The sequence below is a fragment of the Belliella marina genome (assembly GCF_042682445.1).
Classification (GTDB): domain Bacteria; phylum Bacteroidota; class Bacteroidia; order Cytophagales; family Cyclobacteriaceae; genus Belliella; species Belliella marina.
The window spans coordinates 50470-76180 of the sequence record NZ_JBHUHR010000023.1 but is presented as its reverse complement, the minus strand read 5'-3'; the positions used below and the strand labels follow the sequence as shown (position 1 = coordinate 76180).

The following is a 25711-nucleotide window of genomic DNA, read 5'->3' as shown; positions in this document are numbered from 1 at the left end:
CACATCTAAAAAGGTCATTCTTAAGAGGCTTCTCGTGTTGAAACGGTCAAATCCCCCCTTATAATAACCCCTTCAAATCAAGTTTAATCAATTTGGCTTTGCCCAATAAAACTTTTTGCCATATTTCATTTTTACTTCTTCGGCATTTCCATCCCACAAAGCAGCAAACATCTCGGAAATATACTTTGCATCCCAATTGAGTGCTGCCAATTGAATCTCGTATTTGTCAGAGGGTAATTTATCAAGGTATTTTTCTTCCAAAATCAGGTAATCAAAATCCCCAAAGCGCTCTGGAAAATTCACCTCATCCAAACCCACCATTCTGAAATCAGGTCCCAGCCCAATCCTGATCTTGCTGCCGGCATGCAAATGTCCCAAATACCCGATCTGACTTCCTTTGGCAAGCTCTTGTTCTTCAGCATAGCCCTTGACCAATTGACCGACATCGGGAAGTGATATTTGGTAAGTAGAAATACTTGCTCCAAAAAACAACAACAAGATACTAAAGGAAATCAAAGCTGGTAATTTAGATATAGCTTTACGCTGCGAAACCATATAAACAATCACTGCCAAATCAAGGAGGATTTGCAACCATATCCAATTGCTTGTCGGCAACATGGCATTGAAAAACACACCAACCAACAGCACAATTAGATTCAAGGCAATGAAGAAAAACAGAACCACCCTCATTGCCCTCACTTTTTCCAAAAAACCATTTTTCACCAAAAGCCAAGCCACCCAAATGGTCGACAAAGGCACAACAGGAAGCAGGTATCTTTCATAAAACTTGGTAACCATTGCCGACATCAACAGGATTGCCACAAGCCATAACACCACAAAACCAGTAAAAGCCTTCTCTTCATAGAAGAGTTTTTTGAAGTTTTTCTGAAATCCTTTCATCCCAAAAAGAAACCATGGAATAAACAAAACGATCATCAAGACAATGGCTAAAAGCAGGTTTTTTGCAATCAGCAGGTAACGGGAAGCTACCCTCACCCCTACTTGATCTTCCACAAAAGAATTCAGATAATCTGCTCCATGTATCCAATACATCGCTACAAACCAATATGAAGCCACTACCAAGCCTACCAAAACAGCAGGAAAGTAAAAAACCCGCTGCACCTTCACCCGCTGCCAGGGATTTACACTTAAGTAAATCAGCCCCAATCCCCCCAAAGCCAATGCAGGCAAACCTTTCACTTCAAATGCCAGCGCCAAACCCAAAAACAATATCCAGCTATACCGCCTGGGCGTATCATTTCCATAACGTATAAAACCAATAAAGCCAAGAGCAGCCATCGCCATAAACATCCCCAAAAGCACATCCGGAATAGATCTGGTCGCACTCATAATCAAAACAGGATAAGAAGCCATGATCAAAGATGAGAGTTGGGCTATCCTAGTATCTTTAAACATCAGCTTGGCCGCCCAATAAACACCCCCTATTGTCATCGCCCCAGCCAAAAGGAAGAAAAACCTGGAAGCAAATGGCGTCACCCCAAACAATTCAAAACCAGCCAAAACAAACCAGTAAGTAAGAATGGGCTTCTTAAACCTGAGCTCCCCATTGCCCAAATAAGCCGTCTGGATATCCCCCGTTTGCATCATCCTCACAGCCGCATCAGTATAATACATCTCATCAGGATAATGCATGTGAAAATCCAATGCAAAAGGTCCCACCAACAAAGTGAAGGCCAGCATGACAAACCAAATGGATAACTTACTTTCTGATTGCATAGTCAAAATTTAGAAACAAAGATAATATTTTCATTTTGCTTGCTGGCTCTTTCCAGAGGTAGATCATTCAAAATAAAACTAAAGAAAGTAGCCAAATCGAAGCATTATTTGCTGTCTCTAAATTAAAACTGTATTTTTGACGAAATAAATTTTCCATGACCAAGCCATTAATTTCTGTTGTAATCACAGTTTACAACGAAGAAGAAAACATCAAGCCTCTCTTGGACGCAACCTATGATGCACTCAAAGAGATCGATTATGAAGTCATTTTGATCGAAGACGGTTCTACTGACAAGACAGTCGCAGAGGTTAAAAAATATGCAAACAGCCGTACGAAGCTGATCATATTCAATAAAAACTACGGGCAAACTACAGCACTTGCGGCAGGAATTGACATGGCAGCTGGTGAATACATTGCCACCATGGATGGTGACCTACAAAACGACCCAACCGACATTCCCGGAATGCTCAAAAAAGCAATCGATGAAGATTGGGACGTCGTAGCAGGGAGAAGAGCCAACCGGAAAGATGGTTTTGTATTGAGAAAATTCCCCAGCAAAATCGCCAACTACATCATCAGACACACCACCAAGGTATACCTGAAGGATTATGGCTGTAGCCTAAGAGTCTACAGGGCACATATCGCCCAAAACATGGGGTTATATGGGGAATTACACAGGTTTATACCCGTCTTAGCCAAGCAAGAAGGTGCCAGCATGACCGAAGTAGATGTGAAACATCACCCTCGAATTCATGGGACCTCCAAATATGGCCTGAGCAGGACTTTCAAGGTAATGGCGGATTTGATCCTCATGCTTTTCTTCCAAAAGTATTTCCAAAGACCCATACATATTTTCGGCACAATGGGACTTTTGTCCTTTTTCATAGGGGTATTGATCAATATTTACCTTCTGATAGTCAAATTAATGGGGGAAAACATTTGGGGCAGACCCATCCTACTTCTTGGATTTATTTTCCTTTTGGGAGGGATCCAATTGATCACTACAGGGATCATCGCCGAGATCATCATCCGAACCTATTTTGAATCCCAAGACAAAAAAACTTACAAAATCAAATCGATCTATCAGGGTGAATAAGAAAACACTGAAATTGATACTCAAGCTAATCCTTACAGGATTAGCTGTTTTTTTGGTCTTCAGAAAAATTGACACAGACCAACTCCTGCTCATCCTTCAATCCATAAGTTGGCGATGGCTTTTGCCTGCATTTCTACTTTTCGCCCTGAGCAAAGTATTCACTGCACTGAGGCTTAACCTCTATTTCAGAAACATTGACCTTTATATCAGCGAAAAGAAAAACATGATCCTTTATGCGATCGGGATGTTTTACAATCTGTTTCTACCGGGCGGGATCGGTGGTGACGGATACAAAGTATACTTACTCCATAAGCATTTCAATACCCCCGTAAAGTCGTTGCTTCAAGCTGTTTTACTCGATAGGCTGGGAGGATTGGTCTCTATCGTACTCATCCTTCTATCCTTGCTTCTGGTAGTTGACATAGACCTGGTCATCATTCAGGATATACCTGTCACCCTTATTGCCATCATTCTATTACTACTCACTCTTCCTAGTTTCTATTTGATCAACAAGTATCTCTTCAAAAGATTTTTACCATCTTTTATCAAAGCAAACAGTCTCTCCCTTCTTGGACAAATCTCACAGATGATCGCTGCCTATTTCATCTTGCTGGCATTGGGAATAGATGAAAAAATCCTGGAATATCAATTTGTCTTTCTTCTTTCCTCCATTGTTGCGGTATTGCCCCTCACCATTGGTGGGGTTGGAGCCAGAGAGCTCGTCTTTATCTATAGCTATGAGTATATCGGAATAGACAAAAATGCAGCTGTTGCATTCAGCCTAATCTTCTTTTTGATCTCAGCAATCACCTCTCTAATTGGTTCTTTTTTGAAAATAGATTTAGAAAATACAAAAAAAGACAAAAACAGCCTTTAAAAGCCAAAACAATAGATTATAGAAATATACAACATTGAAAATTTAAAATACAATTTTAAATTTTCAATGTTGTATAACGTATCAAGCATTGATTTTTTAAAATAAAGATTTAAATTTGCAAGGATGATTTATAGAAGAATAGCGTTGGAACTAGAAGAATTACTTCAAGACTTCCCAGCCGTGTCTATCCTTGGACCGCGGCAGGTAGGAAAAACTACGCTCGCTCAGGAAATCGCTATCAAGTTGGACAAAGAAGCTATTTATTTAGACTTAGAAAGTCCAAGTGACAGGAGCAAACTAGCAGAACCTGAGCAATATTTCGACATGTACAAAGGCAAATTGATCATTTTGGATGAAATCCAGAGAGTGCCTGAGCTCTATCCAATACTTCGAGGGGTCATTGACAAAAGGAGAAAAGAAGGACACAGATACGGTCAATTCCTGATTTTGGGATCCGCTTCCCTAGAGCTGATCAAGCAGTCATCTGAATCATTGGCGGGAAGGATCGCTTATGAAGAACTCTTCGCCCTCAATCTTTTGGAAGTCCAAAAAGAAAACAATCCACTGGAAAGACTGTGGCTAAGAGGTGGCTTTCCCGATAGCTTCTTGGCTAGATCAAATGCAGCAAGCTTGAGATGGAGGAATAATTTCATCACAACCTACCTGGAAAGAGACATTCCGCAAATAGCACAATTTGTCCCGGCAAATAGACTTCGGAGACTTTGGACAATGTTGGCACATCTACAAGGAACCCAACTCAATATGAGTCAGCTTGGTGGCAGTATGGATCTCAGTTCTCCTACCATCAAAAGCTACATCGAATTACTGGAAGACTTGCTTCTACTGAGAAGTATCAGACCTTGGTATAGCAACGTCGGCAAACGCTTGGTGAAAAGCCCCAAAGTATATATCCGAGATTCAGGCTTGGTCCATGCTTTACTGAATATAGGTGAAATGGACGAACTTCTTAGCCATCCTATCTTGGGATTGAGTTGGGAAGGTTTCATCATTGAAAACATCCTTTCCACATTACCAAAGGGAGCTGAATACTGGCATTATAGGACATTCTCTGGTGCAGAAATCGACCTTGTCATCACTTACAAAACCAAGGTGATCGCCATTGAGATCAAAAGGACTATGAGTCCAAAAGTATCAAAAGGATTTGTGATTTCCTGTGAAGATATCAAAGCAACTGACAGATACATTGTATATGGAGGCAGCGAAAGCTTCCCCATCAGCAATGATACCACGGCAATTCCACTTTTACAGTTTCTGGAAATTCTAGATGGACTATAAATTTCCATTTAGAATTTCCCCTTGTCCTCTATACTCACAAAACAATAGTAAACTTAACAACTTATAACTCCTCTATTTTCAAAAAATCCAATTGTAAATAATCCCTGCCAAAACCCCTATCACAATAATCAGAGGGGAAGAGAGCTTTGTAAACTGGAGCAGAAGATAAGTGGCAAAAATTGCGGTCACATTGAATAGATTTGCCTCCAATGGCTCAAAAAGCAAATAAGCGGCAGCTATCAACATACCACAGCTCACCGCATTCACCCCTTCCAAAGCCGCACGGACTGGGCGGTATTTTTTCAATTGATCCCAAAACCTGATCACGAAGAAAATCAAAAATGTCCCCGGTAAGAATATCCCAGCAGCAGCAATGAAACCACCAGTCAACAAACCTGCCACACCGTATTCACGCATTGACAAAGCCCCAACATATGAACTGATACTAAAGGTAGGCCCCGGCATTCCCTGAGAAATAGCATACCCTGTAAGGAATTCTTCGGAAGTAAGGAATTCTTTCAACTCCACAAATTCAGTAAACAAGTAAGGGACCAACACCTGGCCTCCACCAAAAATCAAACTTCCGTTTCTATAGAAATTCTCAAAAAGAAGTATGGATTGGTTCTTTGTCAGGGCCCCCAACACAGCCGCCAAGACCAAGATCCCACCCCAAAGATAAAAGTTAGCCCAAGAGATCACCAATTTCTTATCCCCTTTTTGCCTTGGCTGCTTTCGGTAGTTGAGGGACGTGGTCAGCGCGCCAATCAAAAGCAATATCGGAAAAACATAAGGTGAGTGATAAAAAAAGGAAATGAATGCCGCCATCATCATCAAAACAGTCGCTTCAGATGTCTTGACCATTTTGAAAATAGTTTTTTGCGCAGCATAGATAATAAAACCTATGGCCATTGGCTGGATAAATTTCGCAAAACTCAAGGCTCCAGGGGTATTCTCCTGCAAAAAATCGATCAAAAAAGCAGACGCAATCATCAGTAGCGTACCCGGCAATATCCAGACAAAAAGTGATAAATACGCTAAATTCGGTCCTCCAATCCTGTATCCGATAGCTGAAATTGTCTGCGTAGAAGTCGGTCCGGGAAGAATCTGACAAAGCGCATTCAACTCCCACAATTCTTCTTCAGAAATATAAGCCCTTTTCCTCACCATGATATCCAATACCATGGCGAGAAAAGCTTGTGGCCCACCAAAAGCAGTAACAGAAAGCAGTAACACATCCTTGAGATAAAGATAATATCTTACTTTCTTTACAGACACGATTACTTCTTTAATCCAAGTTCTCGCAAACGCTCGTCCAGAAACTCCCCTGCTGTGGCGTCTGTAAATTGTTTTGGGTTATGCTCGTCAACACAACTTTCAAGACAGGTCAAATCCATCTCAGATCTCGGATGCATAAAAAACGGGATTGAGAACCTACTGGAGTTCATTTTCTCCCTTGGTGGATTCACCACCCTGTGGATAGTCGATTTCAATTTTTTGTTTGTCAATCTCTCCAACATATCCCCCACATTCACCACCACCTGATCCGGAAGTGCCGTGATAGGAATCCACTTCCCATCCTTTCTCAACACCTGCAACCCATCGGCACTTGCCCCCATCAGCAAAGTAATCAGATTGATATCCCCATGCTCAGCTGCCCTTACAGCATCCGCTGGAACTTCATCGGGATTCTCGATTGGGAAATAATGTATTTGCCTCAAAATAGAATTCCCATAGATGACTTTATCTTCAAAATAATCCTCCGGCAATTCCAAGTAAAGGGCAATTGCCCGCAACATATTTTTGCCGGCAGCTTCCAAAGTCTTGTATGTCTCCAATGCAATTTCCTTGAACTCTGGCAACTCCTCAGGCCATACATTCTCCGGATACTCGGCTTTGATTGGATCAGAATCGGGAATATCAGAACGCTCTTGGCCCACATGGTAAAATTCTTTCAAATCCCCTGTATTTCTGCCTTTCGCATGCTCTTTTCCTTTTCCGGTATAGCCTCTTTGGTATCCGATTTCAGGTTTCTCGTGCTTGGCCTTCACCTCATCAGGCAATGTAAAATACCTTTTGATAATATCATAAAGCTTGTCCTGCAATTCTTTGTTGAGCCCATGGTTTTTGATTGCGGCAAAACCTATATTGTTATAAGCCTGTCCCAATTTCGCAACAAAGGCTGCTTTTTTTTCCGCATCTCCGGAAGTGAAATCCGCCAAATCCAGGGATGGGATTTCGTCATATAAAATCTCAGTCATAAGGGTAAAATTTACTTCGAAATATACGGTTTTTTAAGCTAAAATTAAATATCTTTAGTTCACCACCTACCAAAGACTATGAAACATATACATTTTTATGCACTCACCTTACTGGTTTGCACCATATTTTCCTGTGAAACCAGACGAGAAAAAAAAGAGGAAGCAAAACATAAATTGTCCACCGCCGACACACTTACCACTACACCTTCAGAAATCAGCTTTTATTTTTATGAGGAAAAAAACGACTATCCTGATGCAATCTTGGAAATGTTCAGCCCTTTGGGAAACCAGGTTTTCAAACCGGGCAAAGTCCCTTTCGAGTTTAATGTAAAAAACTACCCCTACGGAGAAGGGCTGAGCGGATTTCAATTGAAATTGATCCTCAATTCCAGTGATCCAATTGGCTACAATATGCCTATTTTCCAAAAAGAGCTCAAGGAAGGGACATATCGATCAATTGCCTATCTGGTAGACCAAGAGGGGCTGATGTTAAAAGAATTCGGCAATTATGTCGACAGAGACTTTAGGGTAGGCGACACCAGCCCTTTCCCCTACTCAGAAGAACCCTATATCGCTGTGAATCTACCAACAGACAAACAAACCTACACTTCTGAAGAAGAAGTCACGATAGACTTTTTGGTCTTGGGAGGAGATCTCAAAAAGGACAACCTGAAGGTGATTATCTCAATCGACGACATCAATTATGAAGTAGGACAGGTCACCCCTGTCAGGATAGCTAATTTGCCAAAGGGAGAACACTTCTTATCCATCAGATTGGTCCACAAAGATGGCAAGGAACTGGAAGGTCCCTTCTCAACAGTCCGAAAAAGTGTGGTAATACAATGACCGCCTAACCAAACGGTAAGTTTTGATTTCGTGAAAGCCACAACAAATACGACTTTGCAAAACGTTTTTTCCACAAAATAGAAAGACTCATTTTGAAGAACATCCTTATCTTTGCAGCTATCATTATTTAGAATCAAAGACACATTTTATGTTACTTGTAAATACGATCAGAGATAATTTCGACGCTGTTCTGGAAGGGCTTTTAAAAAGAAATTTCCAACAAGCTGAATCAACTCTCCACCAGGTCATCGAACTAGACAAAAAAAGGAAGGAAACACAGACTGAGCGGGATAATTTGCAAGCAGAATCCAACAATATTTCCAAAGAAATAGGACTCTTGATGCGGGAAGGAAAGAAAGAGGAAGCTGAAAACATCAAATCCAGGACTGTTGAGATAAAAGCCCAAATAAAAGTCCTAGAAGACAGTTTCAATACAATTGAAGAAGAACTGAAGCAAAAACTATACACCCTTCCAAATGTTCCTCACAACTCGGTCCCTGCCGGAAAATCAGCAGAAGACAATGAAATTGTGCTTGAACACGGAACAATCCCCCAACTTCCAGATTCAAAATTGGCACATTGGGATTTGATCAAGAAATACGACATCATCGATTTTGATTTAGGAGTGAAAATCGCCGGTGCAGGATTCCCTGTATATAAAGGCAAAGGCGCAAGACTACAGAGAGCACTCATCAACTTCTTCTTGGATGAAGCCATGAAAGCTGGGTATACGGAAGTCCAACCACCAATCCTTGTCAACGAAGAATCTGGATATGGCACAGGGCAGCTTCCAGACAAAGAAGGACAAATGTACGAGGCGACTGCAGACAAGTTGTTTCTGATCCCTACAGCAGAAGTCCCAATCACAAACCTATATCGTGATGTGATTGTCAACGAGCAGGATTTCCCGATCAAAAATGTGGGCTACACCCCATGTTTCAGAAGGGAAGCCGGTAGCTGGGGAGCACATGTCAGGGGCCTAAACAGACTTCATCAATTTGACAAAGTCGAAATCGTACAAGTTGTCCATCCAGACCAGTCTTATGATATACTCGAAGATATGAGTAGATATGTACAAGGCTTGCTACAGAAACTAGAATTACCATACAGGGTACTTAGACTTTGCGGAGGTGACATGGGATTCACTTCTTCCCTGACATATGATATGGAAGTCTATTCTGCGGCACAGGAAAGGTGGCTGGAAGTAAGTTCTGTCAGCAACTTCGAAAACTACCAGGCAAACAGGCTAAAACTTAGATTCAAAGGGAGTGACAAAAAGACACATTTGGCACACACCCTGAACGGATCAGCATTGGCCCTACCAAGAATAGTCGCATCCATTTTGGAAAACAACCAAACCGCAGATGGTATCAAAATGCCACAAGTCTTGGTTCCATATCTTGGTTTCGATAAAATATAATTTGATTATCCGCTACTTTGCCAGTAATGAAGTAAGCAAACCATCATGTTGCGGATAATCGTCAACTACGCCACGGCGCACGAGTGTCAACGGATGACAGTCAACAGTAATGAAAATCCGTTGTTGGAGAAACTTTGTTTGGCTTGTGGCAAAGTAGCGTATATACATAAAATATAATTTGAGTCTCCGCAATGACACCAGAAGGTAGGTTTTCCAACAAAATCATGCGGACAATAGTTATTTACGCCACAACCCAAGGGTTATAAGTCGATTAGTTATCAGTGCATCAATTGATTTAAAACATATCAATTTGTTTGGCTACTGGCATGAAAGCGGATAGTCATAAACACATATGATATAAATAGAATAAGAGCAAGTTTAGACTCCAAAAACAAAAAAATCCTTAGAGAATGAAACCTCATTTTCTAAGGATTTTTTTGTTGCGAAATCAAAAACACACATACCTCAGTAAAATTTTTATATTTTTTTCATTCAAGTAGATATATTCTGATTACAGGATAAACAGACAAAATTTCAGAATATAATTCCGAATAACACAAATTTTACTTCCTTGAATTTTTCACGATAACGTTTGCGAAAGAATTTTCACCTGATTATCATATCTTCATAAAACACGCACTTACATTACGTTTTTGCTAACAATCAATTATTTTTGTTAAAATATTTGCAATACTCAACAGTCTTTTATATGTTTGTATCATGATCTTTTGAAAGATCGCCCCCCAAAGTAGCTGGCCTCTATTTTAAAGTGCACGAAGACTTCGGCACAGAGGTTAATCCGAAATAAGTATTTCTTAACCCTATTTAAATTATACTATTATGAGATTAGTTACAGCAATGATTCTTGCATTGAGCATTTCTTTTACAGCCTTTGCAGAAAAAAACACAACAACAGAAGGGACTGTCAAACTTAAAAAAGTAGAAGGCAGCAAAGTTCAACTGATTTATGGTATGGTACCCAACGGAGCCATTACAGTAAAGATCTATGATGATTTCAATTCTTTGGTACATACAGATAGAATTCTATCCAAAAAAGAATTCTCCAAAGCATATGACTTCTCTAAACTGAAAGAGGGCAAATACCAAATAGGTGTATTCAACAGCAACGGAGAAGTAGATCATATGGAATTGAATGTCGGTGAAAAAAAAGTAGAGCCAGTAGTATTCTCCAAACTAGAAAAAGTACATGGGAATAAATACAAGTTACTTGTAAACTCTTTGCTACCATCCAACATGTCAGTTCTTATCTATGAAAACAACCAATTGGTGCACGAAGAAGAACTGAAAGACACCAAAGGATTCCAAAAAACATATGTATTCAACCATCCGGTTGGACATTCAAAAATCGAGTTTTTTGTGAAGTCAGAAGATGGATTCTCCAAACTTATGGCAGCAAACTAAAACCTATATTTTTCAATAAAAAAGGGCTTCTTTGAAATCAAAGAAGCCCTTTTTTATTGCTTTTAATTCTAGTATTATTTGAAGTATTTCAAATTGATCACTTCTTTTTCATTGAGGAACCTATATTTTCCCCGAGGCAAATCTTTCTTGTCAAGACCTGCATAGGTCACTCTGTCCAGTGCAATTACCTCATAGCCAAAGTGGGCAAATATTCTCCTTACAATTCTATTTCTCCCAACATGGATCTCCAAACCCAAGATGGTTTTGTCTTTTGACAAGACCTGTAGATCGTTCACTTTCACATCTCCATCCTCCAAGGCAAAGCCTTCTATAATGGTCTCTTCATCTCCTTTTGTCAAGGGTTTATCCAAAGTAACCTGATAAATCTTCTTGATTTGATTGGAGGGGTGGGACAACTTTGCAGCCAATTCCCCATCATTCGTAAACAATAAAAGCCCAGTTGTATTTCTATCCAATCGGCCCACCGGGAAAATCCTTTCTTTGCAAGCATTGCCTACCAATTCCATCACTGTCTTTCTCTCCATTGGATCGTCGGTTGTAGTGATAAAATCCTTCGGCTTGTTCAACAAAACATAAACAGGCTTCTCTGGGCTGATGGTTTTACCTTTGTAAGTGATGGTATCATTCCTCTGGACTTTATAACCCATTTCCATGATCACTTCCCCATTTACTTTGACATCCCCATTTTGGATCAAATTATCAGCTTCCCTTCTGGAACAGATCCCTGAATTGGATATATATTTATTCAGTCTGATTTCATCATCATTTTGATTTTTATTGAGTTTCTTTTCAATTTTGTCAAAATTATAATCAGGCCTTGGTTCCGTAGGTGCCTCATGAAATGTTGGCTTTTGGTTCTTTTTCCTTGCAGCCATTTTCTTCTCGACCTCTGACTTCTTCACTGTTTCAAATACCGGTCTTTCGTCCTTTCCGCGACCTTTGTACACGGTCTTATATTCTCCGGAATTCAGCTTTGGATCACCATCCTTAGAACGGTTACTCGACTTTCCATATGAAGGACTTGTTCTACCCTCTTGAGGTTTTGGTGTGTACTTTTTCTTAGGATAACCTTCTAGGCTAAACCCCTCGCTCTTTTGGGGATTCGGCTTAGCAGTTCCGCCGTATGGCTTTTTGGAAACAGAAGTTTTTCTTTCCGTCTGATCACTTGATTTTTTGAAAGTTGGCTTTGCTCCTCTTTCAGGTTTAAATTCATCTTTTGATCTCGATTTTTTAAAATCAGAATCTTTTGAATAGTCCTTTTTCCTGTCACTTCTACCATCTTTGCCATAAGGCTTGCCAGTAGATTTAGAGTCTCTATTTGACCCTTGGTTTCTGTTATTATCTTTTCTCATTTTCATGCAACATCTCTGCTGTATTATTGGTAAATCCCTTAACTATCAAGCATATCTAAGTTCCTGAATTCAAAGGGGATGCAAAGGTACAGATTATTTTTGATAAAATGATTCAACCGCTGCCCTTACAGAACCAAACTTGAATAATTTGGCTTTGGCATCTTGCTCCGACAGGCCTGTAGCCTCCATGATCATTTTAGTCCCACGGTTGACCAGCTTCTCATTGGACAGTTGCATATCCACCATTTTGTTGCCTTTTACCCGACCCAACTTGATCATAACCGTGGTTGAGATCATGTTGAGCAGCAGTTTCTGGGCAGTTCCCGCTTTCATCCGGGTACTTCCGGTAACAAACTCTGGCCCAACAACAACTTCTATCGGAAAATCTACTTCAGCAGCCAATGGAGTACCAGTATTACAGGTGATACATCCAGTCAACAAACCTTCTTCCCTAGCTCTCTTTACTCCGCCAATGACATAAGGGGTAGTTCCGGAAGCTGCTATACCAATGACGCAATCCTGATCATTTGACCCAAAAACTCTAATATCTTTCCAAGCTTGATTGGCATCATCTTCCGCATTTTCAACAGCTTTTCTTATTGCCTGATCTCCCCCGGCGATGATCCCAATTACCATATCATGTGGAACACCATAGGTAGGTGGGCACTCGGATGCATCCAGAATCCCAAGCCTTCCACTTGTACCAGCCCCTATATAAAAAAGCCTTCCTCCTTTTTGCATTCTTGCCACTACCTCTTCAATCAACCCCTGTACCGAAGGCAAAACTTTCTCAATGGCTAAAGCTACTTTCTGATCTTCCCTGTTGATGTATTGAAGCAAAGTACCTACATCAAGCCCTTCGAGGTTATCGTAATGGGAATTACTTTCTGTTGTATTCATGATTGTTTTGGTGGTAAAGTGACAAGCCCGCAATCGGACTTTCCAAAATTAAACTTACCTGTATTCCAGCATCCATAGCTGCACTTCTCAATATATCACTGTTGTAAAAAGCGATAGAGCCTACAAAGCTTACTTGCTTTTCACGATAATTATCATATTTCATGACGTGTTTCTTAAAAAAATCCTGAAAGGCATCATAATACAGCATATAGCAATAAGGATCTGATTTGTGTTCTGTAAGAAATCGGCAAAAAGAAGCCATATATCTTCCCGGAAAAGGTTCTTTGTAAACTTTGATCCGGATTTCTTCATAGTCCAAGCCAAGCTTTTCAATTGCCAATTTGTGAATGGTATCAGGCAATTCCCCATGGATAAAATCCTGCAGGAATTTTTTGCCAACATGGGCACCCCCACCTTCATCACCAAGGATATAACCGGGAGAGGGCATGGATGCAATGATATGCTCACCATCAAAATCACAACTGTTAGAACCAGTCCCAAGGATACAGGCTATACCTGCCTTTTCCCCAAAAGTTGCCCTAGCAGCAGCCATCATGTCATGATCTACTTTGATATATGCATTGGTAAATACAGTCTCCAAGACGGACTTTACCTGATTCTTGAAATATGCTGTCGAACATCCAGCACCATAATAAAAAACCTGATCGACATCATCCGCAATTTCAAGAAGAAAGTCCTCTCGAATCAAGTTTGCCATTTCATCGCTCGATTGGTAAGATGGATTGAAGCCAATACCTCTGTATTGTTCTATATCCCCATTGTGCCCAATCAATCTCCAGTCGGTCTTACTGGAACCACTATCAGCTATTAAGATCATTCTATTCTATCAAATGCCCAACGGAATTAAATTTTACAAACACTTTTTCAGTGTGTGGTGCATCGGCAAGCTCCTCCGTAAGATCTTGCCCAGCCCAATGCTCATAATGCTTTCCATTCTTCCACAACCTGGAATCCGACACGTCATAGATCACCCCCAAGTATGCTATCCATATCTCAGGCCTATCCTGCCCATTTCTCAAAGCAAGTTGCTGCCTTGTATATGTTTTCATATCAAAACAGTTTTAACTGGGCATTGATCCATCTTTCTGGAATCTCACCCGACTGTGCCATTTGATAATCTTTATAGCTACATGGAATGATGGTAGTCCGTTCAAATTTCTCCTGATCATTTTGGGGGATCTCCATCCACCACTTATCACTTCTGATACTTTTATAAAACACAATCACTGAAGGCTGTGCATCTAAAGAAACGGTGTACTTTATATAATCATTGCTCTTGAAGCTCAAACTATCTTTTCTATCATAAAAACCCTCAATAAAATACCATATCATGGTTGCAATGATTGCGGCCGTTTTATTGCGGTTGTCATCATAATATGGCTGATAGCCATAGATACCAAATGAACTCAATTTCTCATTCATTCCGGCAAACCTACAGATTTGACAAGCTTCTTCCCCAGTGAGACCGAAGGGCTGTGCATCGGCAGCCCCTGGCGCATCAGAAGATTGAATCGCACACACATCGAAACTCATCAAATCAGCATTTCTAACCAGTGGCTCAATCTCTTTGAAATTCGCCCTGACATTCCCCAGCCTGATGTGGTCAAAATACAACTTCTCCATGACATTTATAAGATCCTTATCCACCAAAAAACTTTGGTAAGCCAAATGGGAATAATTGAAAAGGAAGTTTGGCTGGTGGAGAATGATATTCTGTGTGTGGGTTTGGAATGGAAGTGCATCTTCTTCCATATCGATCTTGGCATCCACAGTCACCATGCTTACCAGTTTGTTGAGACCTTGATAAGAAAGGTATTGACCGTAATCCAAATCATGGGTACCTCCTATATAGATTGGCAGGATTTGCTTTTTCAGGAGAAATTCGCCTACAGTCTTCAAAATATTGATCGACTCATCCAAAGTATCGCCCGGGTGCAGATCCCCCAAATCGACAATTTTATAGAGCGCTTCCCCTTTTTTGAGATGGTAAAGCTTTTCCCTGATCTCTATGGCAGAGCGTTCTATTGTGTCTGTGTTTTTCATCCCCCTTTTCTCCGCAAGACCAATGATGGCGATTTGCACACCTTTGATATCCGGGAATGTCTCCCCGTGAAAGTGGATGAAATTGAAGAAAGAATTATGTGCGTATTTCTGTTGGGTGATTACCTCAGGAACAGGCTCAAAGAATGATTTCAGGTTCATAGGATTTGGATAAGTCTAAGTCAAAAATAAGTAAAAAAACGAGAGGGAAATAAAAAAGTCCCGCTAATGCGGGACCCAATGTTTATTTAACCTCCAAAGTCATCGAATCTGATGTTTTCCTGAGGCACTCCCATATCATCTAGAAGTTTCAGTACTGCTGCATTCATCAATGGTGGTCCACAAAGGTAAAATTCTACCTCATCTGGCTCCGGATGGTCTTTCAGATAATTATCGTACAATACTTGGTGGATGAACCCAACATAACCATCACCCTCTTTGTCATCCAAAGACTTCTTCACTTTCCAATTGTCTTCCGGCATTGGTTCTGACAAACCGATATGGAAATTGAAATTCGGGAAATCTTTTTCTATATCCCTAAATTGCGGGGTGTAGAACAATTCTTTTTTGGATCTACCACCGTACCAATAAGAAACTTTCCTGTCGGATTTTTCTGTATGGAAAAGATGGAAGATATGAGACCTCAATGGCGCCATTCCTGCTCCACCACCGATATAGATCATTTCTCTCTGAGTTGGGTTGATATGGAATTCACCATATGGTCCTGAGATGACTACTTTATCTCCAGGTTTTCTTGAGAAGACATATGAGGAACAAATCCCAGGATTGACATCCATCCATTTGTTGTTTGCCCTATCCCATGGCGGAGTAGCAATCCTGATTGTCAACATCACTATATTACCTTCAGCTGGGTGGTTGGCCATGGAGTAAGCCCTAAACAGCTCCTCATCATTTTTCATCACCAAATCCCAAAGACCGAATTTATCCCAATCACTTTGGTAAACATCGTTAGGGTGACCCAAATCAGGATGTGGAGTAATGTCCATATCCTTGAAGTTCACAGTGATTACTGGAACATCAATCTGGATATATCCGCCTGATTCGAAATCCAAAATCTCACCTTCAGGCAATTTAACTTTAAATTCCTTGATAAAGGTAGAAACGTTGTAGTTCGAGATGACCTCGCATTCCCACTTTTTGATACCAAAAATCTCCTCAGGAATTCTGATTTTCATGTCTTGTTTTACTTTCACTTGACAAGAAAGCCTCACTTTCCCCTGCTTTTCAGCTCTACTCAAATGTCCTTCTTCAGTAGGTAGAACTTCTCCACCACCATCTTCGATGACACATTTGCACATGGCGCAAGTACCACCACCGCCACAAGCTGATGGCAAGAAGATTTTCTTATTCCCCAAGGTATTCAACAATGTTGAACCTGCCGAAGTGACGATTGGATTGCTTTCATCACCATTGATGATGATCTTCACATCTCCAGAATTCACCAGCTTGGATTGGGCAAATAAAAGGATAAAAACGAGTAGCAAGATAATCAGTGTAAATGCTACAATCGAAGTAATAATTACTGAACCCATTTAATAACGATTTTTACTTTTTCTTTTTCAGTATTTAGCCCCTACTTAGGGAACACAAATATATTTATAAATAGATAAACTTAGCCAAAAGCCGTTTGATTTTTGACTTTTTATCTGGTATTTAACTATAGTTACAACTCTCTAACCGTTCAGTAGGTTTAGCAAAGTCGTCAATCTGTTTTTCAACTGTCTCCTATCGATGATGAAATCCAGAAAACCATGTTCCAATACAAATTCAGAACTCTGAAAACCCTTGGGGAGATCCTTTCCAATTGTCTCCCGGATCACCCTTGGACCGGCGAAACCAATCAAAGCCCCAGGTTCTGCAATATTGAAATCACCCAACATGGCGTAGGAGGCCGTCACCCCTCCAGTAGTTGGATCCGTCAACATAGAAATATACGGAATCCCGGCTTTGTCCAACAACGCAAGCTTAGCCGAGGTTTTTGCCATCTGCATCAAACTGAAACCTGCTTCCATCATTCTCGCTCCACCAGACTTTGATATCATCAAAAATGGAATCTTCTCTTTCAAAGAGTAATCGATAGCCCTGGCGATTTTTTCCCCAACCACAGACCCCATCGATCCTCCAATAAAGTTGAAATCCATACATGAAATAACGATATCCAACCCATTCATCTTACCTACAGCCGACCTTACAGCGTCATTGAGTTCTGTTTTGGCAATTGTGGCTTCAATTCTGGACGTATATGGCTTTGTGTCTGTGAATTTCAATGGGTCTCCAGATGTCAATTTCTCATCCAGTTCCTTAAACTTATTCCCGTCAAACAATATCTCGAAATATTCTTTTGACCCGATCTTGACATGATAATCATCATCAGGACATACATAAGAGTTTTGCTTCAACTCACGGGTATGGATAATGTTTCCTTTGGGAGTCTTATACCACAGACCGTCGGGAGCATCCTTCTTTTCCTCTGTTGAGGTTTTAATTCCTTTATCTGTTCTCTTAAACCAAGCCATAATTTATTCTTGTTAAACCCCAAACATAAATTCAGGGACTACAAATTTATATGTTATATCCATTAAATAAAATTTAGACACCATGTTCCTTAAAACACAAATCACAAACATTTGTTTCACAGCACCTTAAGAAGCCCCCTAAAAGACAATAAACTTCCCTACAAGCTATCCTATGTGTCAATATAACTTTGGGTGATTAAGTAAACTGTTTGTTAATTGTTTATTAAGAGGGATATTCGATATGATTATCCGCAAATATGCAAGTGAGTATATTAAACATTTGTAATATTGCGGGATAATAATCGTCAGAAGACAGGCAACCTCAAAAAGAGAAAAGCTTATTTTGATCAGGTTATTTTCAAATAGGAGGATATCCATGATATTCGATCCCTAAAATCAATAAAAAATCACAACATGAATTTAGTTTCATTATTAATTGTATCTGCAATCATCCTGGTTACGGCATACTTTGTTTATGGTAAATTTGTTTACAAAAAGTTCAAACTCAGTGACAAAAGAATTGCCCCTTCCCACGAATTTTCCGATGGGGTAGATTATATACCCAGCAAACCAATTGTGGTCTTAGGGCATCATTTTGCATCCATTGCGGGCGCAGGACCAATTGTAGGGCCGATTATCGCTTTGACCTTTGGCTGGATACCAGCTGTAATCTGGATTTTGGTTGGCGGGATTTTTTTTGGTGCAGTACATGATTTGGGAAGCATGGCAGCATCCCTACGGAATCAGGGAAAATCAATCGGAGTCATCATCCAAAACACGATTGGTTACAAGGGTAAGCAGCTTTTTATCCTTTTTAGCTTTTCTACGCTGATTCTGATCATTGGTGTTTTTGCAGATATCATTGCCAAAACCTTTGTCAGCAATCCTGGGGTAGCATCTGCCTCACTCTTTTTTATCATTTTGGCTATTGTTTTCGGCATCATCAATAAAATCATTGGGGATAAAAAAATCGCATTCATATTGATATCAGTGGTAGGAATTGTTTTGATTTACTACTTCGTCTATTTGGGGATGCAGATCCCGATAGCTTTGGACTATCAAATATGGATTTATATACTTTTGATCTATGCATTTATAGCTTCGGTCGCACCTGTTTCGATGCTTCTTCAGCCACGGGACTACCTGAATAGTTTCTTGTTATATGGGCTTATCATCGCAGCAGTCTTGGGGGTTTTCATCGCCAATCCTACGATAGTCATGGACAATGAAGTCCATTTCAGCTCAGACAATCTAGGATATATCTTTCCGGTATTATTCGTCACGATCGCCTGTGGAGCTATCAGTGGTTTCCATTCACTGGTTGCTTCTGGCACTACTTCCAAGCAACTTGACAAAGAAAGTGATGCCAAAATAGTGGGTTTTGGAGGGATGTTGATAGAATCCTTTCTTGCCATCATTGCCGTGGCGGCAGTGATAGTTTTATCAAGGACAGAATATTTGGAGAAAATAGAAACATTGGGACCAGTGCCATTGTTTGCCAATGGCTTGGGAAACATCATTTCAAGCATGGGGATTTCTGAGGATTTTGCCATTGGATTTGTTGCACTTACGGTATCTGCCTTTGCATTGACGACATTGGATACCTGTACCAGGCTTGCCCGGTTCACACTTCAGGAGTATTTCGAAGACATCAAAAGCCCAGTGGGTACAAAGCTTTCGCAAAATAGATACCTATCTACTTCAGTAGTTGTCATTTTAGCGGTGCTGCTTTTGGGCTCTGGTGGATTTAGTATTCTCTGGCCTATTTTTGGCTCTGCCAACCAACTGCTTGCTGCATTGGCATTGTTGACCATATCTGTCTGGTTGATGAAGCAAAAAACCAATGCCACATTTGTCCTGATCCCGATGTTCTTTATGTTCACAGTAACATTGACTTCCTTGGCATTGTTTGCTTGGAAAAATTATCAGGATCAAGTCTATGTACTTGCAGGGATCGCAGTGGTTTTATTCATCCTTTCTTTTGCACTTATTTTCTTAGCCGCAAAAAGTATAAAAAGAGAGGTCAACCATCTAAAATAGTCATTCTTCCTCAAAATCATTTGACATAATTATTCAAAACACAAAATCATTAAATGTCTCATCTGGAAGCATGTGCAAATCAATCAATAAGTCCAGTTCATCATTTGTCTTGTTGGTTTTGAGAGCGTGAAGTGCATACTCGGAACCATGAAAATCAATAAGATACTTGATGAAATTTCCAAAAAACACATTCTTAAAATTAACAATTTCCTCAATTAAGACACCCAATTCATCTTTGTTTTCAAAGCAGACCTCAAGTGTTTGAAAACCGTATAGTGCCATTTGAGTAGATGACTCTAAGCAATAGTATCTTTGTGCACCACCAAAATAGGTTGCAAAACCTTCATCCAAATACCTATTTGGATTTGTGACATTTCTAATAAAGTTAGGCTGCTTGCTTTGTAGTGCAAACAGCCTATAAATAAATTTAACTTGTGACCCGAAATCCTTTAAACTATTACTTACGCACGATTTTTGTTGTCTTGTTATTACTTTACGTTGATATCGGATTCACTTGAATTTGTCCGCCAATCGCTTTTAAAACTTTCATTATCGTAGCAAATTGCGGTTTTGCTCCATCAGATAATGCCTTGTATAAACTCGGTCTGCTCATTCCAGTTTCTTCGGCAATTTTTGTCATTCCGATTGCTTTTGCAATATGTCCAATTGCATTAATCACATCAGCGTTGTCCCCCTCTTCTAACACCGTGTTAAGATATTCCGCAATCATTTCCTTACTGTCTAAATAATCCGCTATTTCAAATTTTGAAGTTCCCATTTTTAACTATTTAATTTTTCCCAAATCGCTTTTGCTTTTTTAATGTCACTTTGCTGAGTAGATTTATCTCCACCTAATAAGAGAATGATTATCTTTCCATTTTTTTCTTTAAAATATACACGATAACCTTTTGCGAAATTCAATTTCAACTCTCGAATCCCATCTCCAACTGGTTCGCAATCACCAAAATGTTCATCATTCTCTAATTTCTGAATTCTAAACAAAATCTTCGATTTTGCTTTGAGGTCTCTTACCTTTCTTAACCATTTGTCAAATTCAGTCGTTTTCTCAATAAAAAACATAACGATTGTATCTAATTGGATACAAATTTAAACTATTTCTCTGGATAAATTCAATTTGTATTGATATTTATTGCGGTATCAATTATAATACTCCATAACTCTGATGTAAAAGTAGATTTACACTGTAAATCAATCAACACTATTAAACACCTCTTTTACTTTTCTGGGAATCCTCCAAGCCAAATTCACATTGATCAAATAATCTGCAAAGGCAGCATCTCCATGCCTACGATTGTCCGGAGTGGAATCGGCAATATCTGTGAGGCTTCTGGTTCTATTCCTGATCAATGCCACTGGAACTGTCAATGTCGTGGTGAAATTGCCTAACATATAACTAAGCCCCGGCTCAACAGAGACAATATAGCCTGGTCTTCTAAACCCATCACTGTCTCCAATTATGTCCCTCACAGGGACACCCTCAACACGTCCTCCAAGAGAAAGCCCAAGCCCATGGATTCCCGGTATAGGCTTAAATACTCCAGCCCTGAACGCAAACTGATCGGGAACACTCATGATTCCTTCCGAAGCCCTGCCCCTGTTGGTTCTCGTCCCATTGGTATTTCGGGGATTGAACATATAGAAGCCATCATAGTACAAAAAGAAATTTGACGGCAGATTCCAAATACCTTGGGCATCTACAATCAATCCCCAGCCTCCATCTCCCAATTGAATGGACTGATCCACAGGTCTCACTTCAGGAGTCCCACCTGGACCTACATTGTAAAATGTGCTTTGGGCATTGTAATCACCGGTTGGTAGTTTGACTCCTAATCCAACAGCAGTATTCCCCTTACGTGCCTTTTCCGATGAAAGCAACCAATACCCTGCCCCCACTCGCATGTCTGCGATGCCTTTGGAATAGGTCATGTGACGGGAATTTCTCCCGTGTTCATATAAAGAGCTTCTTTCATTATAAGCGAATGGCAATGAAACAACTGCATATGCCCTGTTCGAAATGGCATAACTTACATTTAGGTCAACACCATGCGACCAGTTGATCACTTCTGTGTTGTTAGCAACCCTATTTGGATGCTCTTCAGTCCCACTGAAGTGGCGGAATGACTTGAAATATCTATAATTGGAACTGATATTCCATTCTCCCTTTTCAAGAATGTTTCCCTGTCCGACTGCATTTCCGATTCCGGAAAATTGCCTGATTGCCACACAGCCTTGGGCTTTGACTTCTGAAGAGGTAATTATTAAAAGCAAAATTACCGAGTATATTTTGTTGATGTTTTTCATATTCTATTTTATAAAATTATTGTATTCTGTCATTTTTGGCTTTTTCCACTGCATAATTCCCTATGTTTCTACCCTGCTCTATCCCAACTTCTGCATCAAATCTGTAATGGATTCCACCATAGACCCGAGACATCGCTGCTTCTTCAGCATATTTGTTAAACATACTTTGATCTTCAGGAAAGAAATAGGACAGGACTACAGCGCCCGCAGCCGAAAAAGTACTATGCCCAGAAGTATAGGCTGGAAAATTGGGAGTACCCAAAATAGTTTTGAAGCCAGGAATAGTCTGAATAGGCCTTGGATAATGATAGTAGTATTTAGCATCCCAACAGCTGATTCCTGCATCTACAATAGCCGTATTCATATAAGCAAAAACCTTTGCAGAGCGAAGAGGATTAAGCTTGTTTTTGACGATTGCTTCCTTTGCAAATTTATTCCAATGTCCCGGAGGTGTATAGGTACCGAGTCCATCTTGCCACCAATTTGCGATTTTTCTTTGCTCCACGGTCAGATTATTCGCAAACCTTTTTAGTTCCTCTGCATCTTTATTGAATTGATCAGATCCTGGGGCTGGAGGTGGGCCAGGACGTACTTCCTCCACATTTGACACATTCCACATTTTGACTTTCCCAAACAAAGGGGTTAGTCCCACAGGCCTTTTTGGTGATTCCATATTTTCCCAGGCCCAACCAAACCTTTCAAAGGCAGCATTTTTGATAGAATCAGACACTGATTTTGGAGTTTGTGCCTTTGACATTCCATCGGTAGAAGCTCGCTGAAGCGCGATTTTGGAGATTTCAGACCCAATCAATTCTCCTGCATCCAAGTCACTTCTGAAATTGATCCCAGCCTGAAGCATACTCTTAAGATGCTCTTGAAACAAGCCTTCCAAAAATTCTCTTTCCAAAGGAAACATGGCACTTAAGATATCTTTTGAAACTTTGGCAACCACAGCCCCATCGGAGGGAAAGGAAGGCAGGTTGTTTTTGGAATAAGCCGGAATTATCCCCGAATCCTCTTGGTAAGGGGAGTTTAGCTTAAATTTATATTTGTAATGCCAAGCAGCCACTAAGCCATCGAACTGGGCAACGCTCAAATAAGCCAATGCCCTGCTGGTATATGGAGGGTGTGCAAAAGGAAAAACGGGAGGACCTTGTGGATTGGCTGGATTAGGCAGTGTGTATGTCCCGTCTTCATTTGGCCCTGGAATTAGGTTATACTTCGCTGCCAACTCAAGCGCAATTTCATTCCATCTGATAATTGGATTGGACGTCCAGTATTCTACTGCTTTGGTTTCTTGCTTGGTCATTGAAGACATGAGCAACTTAATATCATCCAACTCTTGTACCCTACTAGTTTGAGGAGCTTCTAGTGCTATCTCCTCTATTTCAACCAAAAGAAATGTATTCATAAGGCCACCATTTTCATCCAGTTCAGAAAAACTATAATCTTCAAATTCAAAATAAGACGGGGTCTCTTCGATGCACGAAATATTGCAGAATCCCATAGTAAGCAAAATTGCTATAGAAGTTATATATTTATTCATAATGATTTCACTTTTTAGTTAATTCCAATTGATAAGTCAGTCCCAATCCTAAAGAAGAGAATTGACCCATATTTCTCCCTCCTACTGCATAGTTGTAATATGCGAGCACTCCAAGTCCTTGTCTGCCTTTGATGTAATATTGAGCCCATGCACCGACTTGGCTGACCTCCATCTTGTTGGTAGGTTGGGGTGCATTATACGCCCTTATGTCATCCCCGGAAAGGCAATTGAGTAATTGATAAGTGGCCTCTAATCTCAATTGATTTTCCAAAAACCAGTAACCTATAGCTGCGTGAAAATTAAAAGCATCGGGCACGTTCATAAATTGAGAGTAAACACTTCCATTTTGGTAATAGTAATTTCGTTCAATCTCAGTTTGTCCTCTTTTGAGATATGCAATAGAGGATCGAAAGACCAGCCCATTATCCATTTTATATCCGGCAATACCCCGAAAACCTAATTCGGGCGCCCCAAAACCTAAACTGAAAGGCATGTAGTCCGAAAGATAATTGCCGACAGGTCGGCTATAATGCAAATTAGTAAGGAAGAGTAATCTACCACCACTTATTCTTTTTTGAAGCCATTCTACTTTTGCAGAAACACTAAGATCCTGAATCCCAGATTGCCCCACCTGAGTTCCACCTGAAGCTTTTGTCGCGATATAAGGGAGGCTTGCTATAATATTAACTTTGTTGGTCAACCCCAATGCTATCATGGGCATGCCCATTTGTCTTGTCAAAGTTCCAATGTTGGCATTTTCTCTGAGTCTGGTCCCTTCCCAGTATTTATCCCAAGTGGAATGTTCATAAATCAGGGCTATACAAATCTCATTTTTACCCATCATTACTTCATCCCAGGGAGTTTGTGCTTTGCTTTTGAATTGTATAAAAAATGACATAACCAATCCAAGGATTATTGGTAGTATTTTTTTCATATTATTTTTTAAGTAAGTTTTATAAATGTTTGAATATTGAAAAATCGAGCCATTGGAGGCTGTCCCAAATGTCAAATCACAAAACTTAAACCCGCTTTTGTCTTGAATTCATCTGACTAAACTCCATCTGTCTTTGTGGTATTATTTATTTTAACCACAAAGACACTTGGAGATCCAAATTGAAATCAACACATTACCTGGAAAATAAAACTTGTAAAGCAACTATGGGACAGCCTCTTAAATTGGCTGCTATCAAAACTAAATTGACACAATGAAATCTCCGCCGAATCGGAAAAACCATCAATCAGAATCTAGCCATGACTGCAAATCCCCTTCGGATGACAACGCTAAACGAACAGCAATATAAATGAACAATATGCACAATTAACCCTTTGAAGACATATATTCATTATAGCAAAGCTGATAGGTCTAATGTGATTTCCCGAAGAAAAGATCCTAAAATGGGGCTGAAAATATTAAGCAAACTCAGGGGGAGGTGTGCTATTGTTGTGATATGCTTCATTGTAAGTAGAAAAAATAAACCCTATGTATTTTTTTTCTTGCCCGAGCCAAGCGGTGAGGATAAATTCCTGATTTGGTTTGGTATAGTCTTTAATGAATATCTTGGAAAGCAAAGAGTTGCTGTTCTCACACGGAACCTCATCAGAAACCAAAGATGCAATCCATTTTTTGACAACAGAATCCAGTTTGTTTTTCGCCGTATCTGGGACATAGACCACCTGCAAGGTGTCATTGGAATATCTTTGTTTTACAGCACGATAGTTCTTCCCATCCTTTTCAAAAGTGGTATTCGTAACCTGAAATTCAGATTGGTCAGCCATGTAAGGGACAGAAATTGGGATTTCCATCATTTCCTCCTCCGCTTCATCTGTCTCAAAAACCTTGTCTGTCCAATAAGATTCCAGTTGAAAGGAAAATGTATAATAGAAACCATAATAGCCAAAATGGTACAGGGCAAAAACGCTTAAAAGTAATATGGCTATAATTTTTCTCAAACTTATTGGTATTTGGGTCTCTAAAAGTA

General features: G+C 40.1%; 24 protein-coding genes. 7 read left to right on the top strand and 17 right to left on the bottom strand.

Annotated features, from left to right (window positions below; genetic code table 11):
- Window positions 1–87 precede the first annotated feature (87 nt).
- Window positions 88–1737, bottom strand: coding sequence for an ArnT family glycosyltransferase (locus ACFSKL_RS08995; RefSeq protein ID WP_376885513.1), 1650 nt, complete (start codon window positions 1735–1737; stop codon window positions 88–90).
- A 155-nt stretch (window positions 1738–1892) separates the two neighbouring features.
- On the opposite strand from ACFSKL_RS08995, the gene ACFSKL_RS08990 reads away from it, so the two are divergent.
- The 3 genes from ACFSKL_RS08990 (at window position 1893) to ACFSKL_RS08980 (ending at window position 5007) form a co-directional block, all read left to right on the top strand.
- Entirely contained in the window at window positions 1893–2834 is a 942-nt protein-coding gene (locus ACFSKL_RS08990; protein ID WP_376885510.1) for a glycosyltransferase family 2 protein, read from the top strand.
- Complete coding sequence (locus ACFSKL_RS08985) at window positions 2827–3711, top strand: lysylphosphatidylglycerol synthase transmembrane domain-containing protein (RefSeq protein ID WP_376885508.1); 885 nt, start codon at window positions 2827–2829, stop codon at window positions 3709–3711. Before ACFSKL_RS08990 ends, ACFSKL_RS08985 begins: the two co-directional genes overlap by 8 nt.
- Before the next feature lie 123 nt (window positions 3712–3834).
- A complete protein-coding gene (locus ACFSKL_RS08980; protein ID WP_376885506.1) occupies window positions 3835–5007 on the top strand; it encodes an ATP-binding protein in 1173 nt (390 codons plus the stop codon).
- Between the two features lie 78 nt (window positions 5008–5085).
- Here ACFSKL_RS08980 and chrA read toward each other — a convergent pair whose 3' ends face one another.
- Both chrA and ACFSKL_RS08970 read right to left on the bottom strand, forming a co-directional pair.
- Window positions 5086–6282 (bottom strand): chromate efflux transporter, encoded by a 1197-nt coding sequence (gene chrA, locus ACFSKL_RS08975; RefSeq protein WP_376885504.1) that lies wholly within the window; start codon window positions 6280–6282, stop codon window positions 5086–5088.
- A gap of 2 nt (window positions 6283–6284) precedes the next feature.
- Entirely contained in the window at window positions 6285–7265 is a 981-nt protein-coding gene (locus ACFSKL_RS08970) for an isopenicillin N synthase family dioxygenase (RefSeq protein ID WP_376885502.1), read from the bottom strand.
- Window positions 7266–7343: 78 nt separating this feature from the next.
- Here ACFSKL_RS08970 and ACFSKL_RS08965 point away from each other — a divergent pair, with 78 nt between their 5' ends.
- The 3 genes from ACFSKL_RS08965 (at window position 7344) to ACFSKL_RS08955 (ending at window position 10953) form a co-directional block, all read left to right on the top strand.
- Window positions 7344–8111: a hypothetical protein gene (locus ACFSKL_RS08965; RefSeq protein WP_376885501.1), complete on the top strand. Its 768-nt coding sequence runs from the start codon at window positions 7344–7346 to the stop codon at window positions 8109–8111.
- 148 nt (window positions 8112–8259) lie between these two features.
- Window positions 8260–9531: a serine--tRNA ligase gene (gene serS, locus ACFSKL_RS08960; RefSeq protein WP_376885499.1), complete on the top strand. Its 1272-nt coding sequence runs from the start codon at window positions 8260–8262 to the stop codon at window positions 9529–9531.
- Window positions 9532–10371: 840 nt separating this feature from the next.
- Complete coding sequence (locus ACFSKL_RS08955) at window positions 10372–10953, top strand: hypothetical protein (RefSeq protein WP_376885497.1); 582 nt, start codon at window positions 10372–10374, stop codon at window positions 10951–10953.
- Between the two features lie 74 nt (window positions 10954–11027).
- On the opposite strand, the gene ACFSKL_RS08950 is transcribed toward ACFSKL_RS08955, so the two are convergent.
- The 7 genes from ACFSKL_RS08950 to accD all read right to left on the bottom strand — a co-directional run bounded on the left by ACFSKL_RS08950 (window position 11028) and on the right by accD (window position 17824).
- Complete coding sequence (locus ACFSKL_RS08950; protein ID WP_376885496.1) at window positions 11028–12326, bottom strand: pseudouridine synthase; 1299 nt, start codon at window positions 12324–12326, stop codon at window positions 11028–11030.
- 93 nt (window positions 12327–12419) lie between these two features.
- Entirely contained in the window at window positions 12420–13226 is an 807-nt protein-coding gene (gene murQ, locus ACFSKL_RS08945; protein WP_376885494.1) for an N-acetylmuramic acid 6-phosphate etherase, read from the bottom strand.
- Window positions 13207–14064 carry an N-acetylglucosamine kinase gene (locus ACFSKL_RS08940; protein WP_376885492.1) on the bottom strand — a complete coding sequence of 286 codons (858 nt, stop codon included), beginning with the start codon at window positions 14062–14064 and terminating at the stop codon, window positions 13207–13209. Before ACFSKL_RS08940 ends, murQ begins: the two co-directional genes overlap by 20 nt.
- A 1-nt stretch (window position 14065) precedes the next feature.
- On the bottom strand, window positions 14066–14296 hold the full coding sequence (locus ACFSKL_RS08935) for a cytochrome b5 domain-containing protein (protein ID WP_376885491.1): 231 nt from the start codon (window positions 14294–14296) through the stop codon (window positions 14066–14068).
- A gap of 1 nt (window position 14297) precedes the next feature.
- Window positions 14298–15449, bottom strand: a complete 1152-nt coding sequence (locus ACFSKL_RS08930) for a formimidoylglutamase (RefSeq protein ID WP_376885489.1) — start codon at window positions 15447–15449, stop codon at window positions 14298–14300.
- An 86-nt stretch (window positions 15450–15535) separates the two neighbouring features.
- Window positions 15536–16840 (bottom strand): NADH:ubiquinone reductase (Na(+)-transporting) subunit F, encoded by a 1305-nt coding sequence (gene nqrF / locus ACFSKL_RS08925; protein ID WP_376885487.1) that lies wholly within the window; start codon window positions 16838–16840, stop codon window positions 15536–15538.
- Window positions 16841–16981: 141 nt separating this feature from the next.
- A complete protein-coding gene (gene accD, locus ACFSKL_RS08920; protein ID WP_376885484.1) occupies window positions 16982–17824 on the bottom strand; it encodes an acetyl-CoA carboxylase, carboxyltransferase subunit beta in 843 nt (280 codons plus the stop codon).
- 414 nt (window positions 17825–18238) lie between these two features.
- Here accD and ACFSKL_RS08915 point away from each other — a divergent pair, with 414 nt between their 5' ends.
- A complete protein-coding gene (locus ACFSKL_RS08915) occupies window positions 18239–19864 on the top strand; it encodes a carbon starvation CstA family protein (protein WP_376885482.1) in 1626 nt (541 codons plus the stop codon).
- A 33-nt stretch (window positions 19865–19897) separates the two neighbouring features.
- Here ACFSKL_RS08915 and ACFSKL_RS08910 read toward each other — a convergent pair whose 3' ends face one another.
- The 7 genes from ACFSKL_RS08910 to ACFSKL_RS08880 all read right to left on the bottom strand — a co-directional run bounded on the left by ACFSKL_RS08910 (window position 19898) and on the right by ACFSKL_RS08880 (window position 25682).
- Entirely contained in the window at window positions 19898–20215 is a 318-nt protein-coding gene (locus ACFSKL_RS08910) for a hypothetical protein (RefSeq protein ID WP_376885481.1), read from the bottom strand.
- A 142-nt stretch (window positions 20216–20357) separates the two neighbouring features.
- Entirely contained in the window at window positions 20358–20642 is a 285-nt protein-coding gene (locus ACFSKL_RS08905; RefSeq protein WP_241411004.1) for an addiction module antidote protein, read from the bottom strand.
- Window positions 20643–20644: 2 nt separating this feature from the next.
- Window positions 20645–20944, bottom strand: coding sequence for a type II toxin-antitoxin system RelE/ParE family toxin (locus ACFSKL_RS08900; protein ID WP_376885479.1), 300 nt, complete (start codon window positions 20942–20944; stop codon window positions 20645–20647).
- 129 nt (window positions 20945–21073) lie between these two features.
- A complete protein-coding gene (locus ACFSKL_RS08895; protein WP_376885477.1) occupies window positions 21074–22186 on the bottom strand; it encodes a hypothetical protein in 1113 nt (370 codons plus the stop codon).
- 16 nt (window positions 22187–22202) lie between these two features.
- Window positions 22203–23732, bottom strand: coding sequence for a vanadium-dependent haloperoxidase (locus tag ACFSKL_RS08890; protein WP_376885475.1), 1530 nt, complete (start codon window positions 23730–23732; stop codon window positions 22203–22205).
- Between the two features lie 7 nt (window positions 23733–23739).
- Complete coding sequence (locus tag ACFSKL_RS08885) at window positions 23740–24666, bottom strand: transporter (RefSeq protein ID WP_376885473.1); 927 nt, start codon at window positions 24664–24666, stop codon at window positions 23740–23742.
- Window positions 24667–25142: 476 nt separating this feature from the next.
- On the bottom strand, window positions 25143–25682 hold the full coding sequence (locus ACFSKL_RS08880; RefSeq protein ID WP_376885471.1) for a hypothetical protein: 540 nt from the start codon (window positions 25680–25682) through the stop codon (window positions 25143–25145).
- Window positions 25683–25711 lie beyond the last annotated feature (29 nt).

Bases quoted from the DNA above. Each gene is read 5' to 3' on its own strand.
- ACFSKL_RS08915 (WP_376885482.1), top strand. From the start codon at position 18,239: ATGAATTTAGTTTCATTATTAATTGTATCTGCAATCATCCTGGTTACG.
- serS (WP_376885499.1), top strand. From the start codon at position 8,260: ATGTTACTTGTAAATACGATCAGAGATAATTTCGACGCTGTTCTGGAA.
- ACFSKL_RS08885 (WP_376885473.1), bottom strand. From the start codon at position 24,666: ATGAAAAAAATACTACCAATAATCCTTGGATTGGTTATGTCATTTTTT.
- ACFSKL_RS08980 (WP_376885506.1), top strand. From the start codon at position 3,835: ATGATTTATAGAAGAATAGCGTTGGAACTAGAAGAATTACTTCAAGAC.
- murQ (WP_376885494.1), bottom strand. From the start codon at position 13,226: ATGAATACAACAGAAAGTAATTCCCATTACGATAACCTCGAAGGGCTT.
- ACFSKL_RS08930 (WP_376885489.1), bottom strand. From the start codon at position 15,449: ATGAACCTGAAATCATTCTTTGAGCCTGTTCCTGAGGTAATCACCCAA.
- ACFSKL_RS08900 (WP_376885479.1), bottom strand. From the start codon at position 20,944: ATGTTTTTTATTGAGAAAACGACTGAATTTGACAAATGGTTAAGAAAG.
- accD (WP_376885484.1), bottom strand. From the start codon at position 17,824: ATGGCTTGGTTTAAGAGAACAGATAAAGGAATTAAAACCTCAACAGAG.
- ACFSKL_RS08990 (WP_376885510.1), top strand. From the start codon at position 1,893: ATGACCAAGCCATTAATTTCTGTTGTAATCACAGTTTACAACGAAGAA.
- ACFSKL_RS08935 (WP_376885491.1), bottom strand. From the start codon at position 14,296: ATGAAAACATATACAAGGCAGCAACTTGCTTTGAGAAATGGGCAGGAT.
- ACFSKL_RS08905 (WP_241411004.1), bottom strand. From the start codon at position 20,642: ATGGGAACTTCAAAATTTGAAATAGCGGATTATTTAGACAGTAAGGAA.
- ACFSKL_RS08940 (WP_376885492.1), bottom strand. From the start codon at position 14,064: ATGATCTTAATAGCTGATAGTGGTTCCAGTAAGACCGACTGGAGATTG.
- ACFSKL_RS08955 (WP_376885497.1), top strand. From the start codon at position 10,372: ATGAGATTAGTTACAGCAATGATTCTTGCATTGAGCATTTCTTTTACA.
- ACFSKL_RS08890 (WP_376885475.1), bottom strand. From the start codon at position 23,732: ATGAATAAATATATAACTTCTATAGCAATTTTGCTTACTATGGGATTC.
- ACFSKL_RS08950 (WP_376885496.1), bottom strand. From the start codon at position 12,326: ATGAGAAAAGATAATAACAGAAACCAAGGGTCAAATAGAGACTCTAAA.
- ACFSKL_RS08965 (WP_376885501.1), top strand. From the start codon at position 7,344: ATGAAACATATACATTTTTATGCACTCACCTTACTGGTTTGCACCATA.
- ACFSKL_RS08895 (WP_376885477.1), bottom strand. From the start codon at position 22,186: ATGAAAAACATCAACAAAATATACTCGGTAATTTTGCTTTTAATAATT.
- ACFSKL_RS08970 (WP_376885502.1), bottom strand. From the start codon at position 7,265: ATGACTGAGATTTTATATGACGAAATCCCATCCCTGGATTTGGCGGAT.
- nqrF (WP_376885487.1), bottom strand. From the start codon at position 16,840: ATGGGTTCAGTAATTATTACTTCGATTGTAGCATTTACACTGATTATC.
- ACFSKL_RS08995 (WP_376885513.1), bottom strand. From the start codon at position 1,737: ATGCAATCAGAAAGTAAGTTATCCATTTGGTTTGTCATGCTGGCCTTC.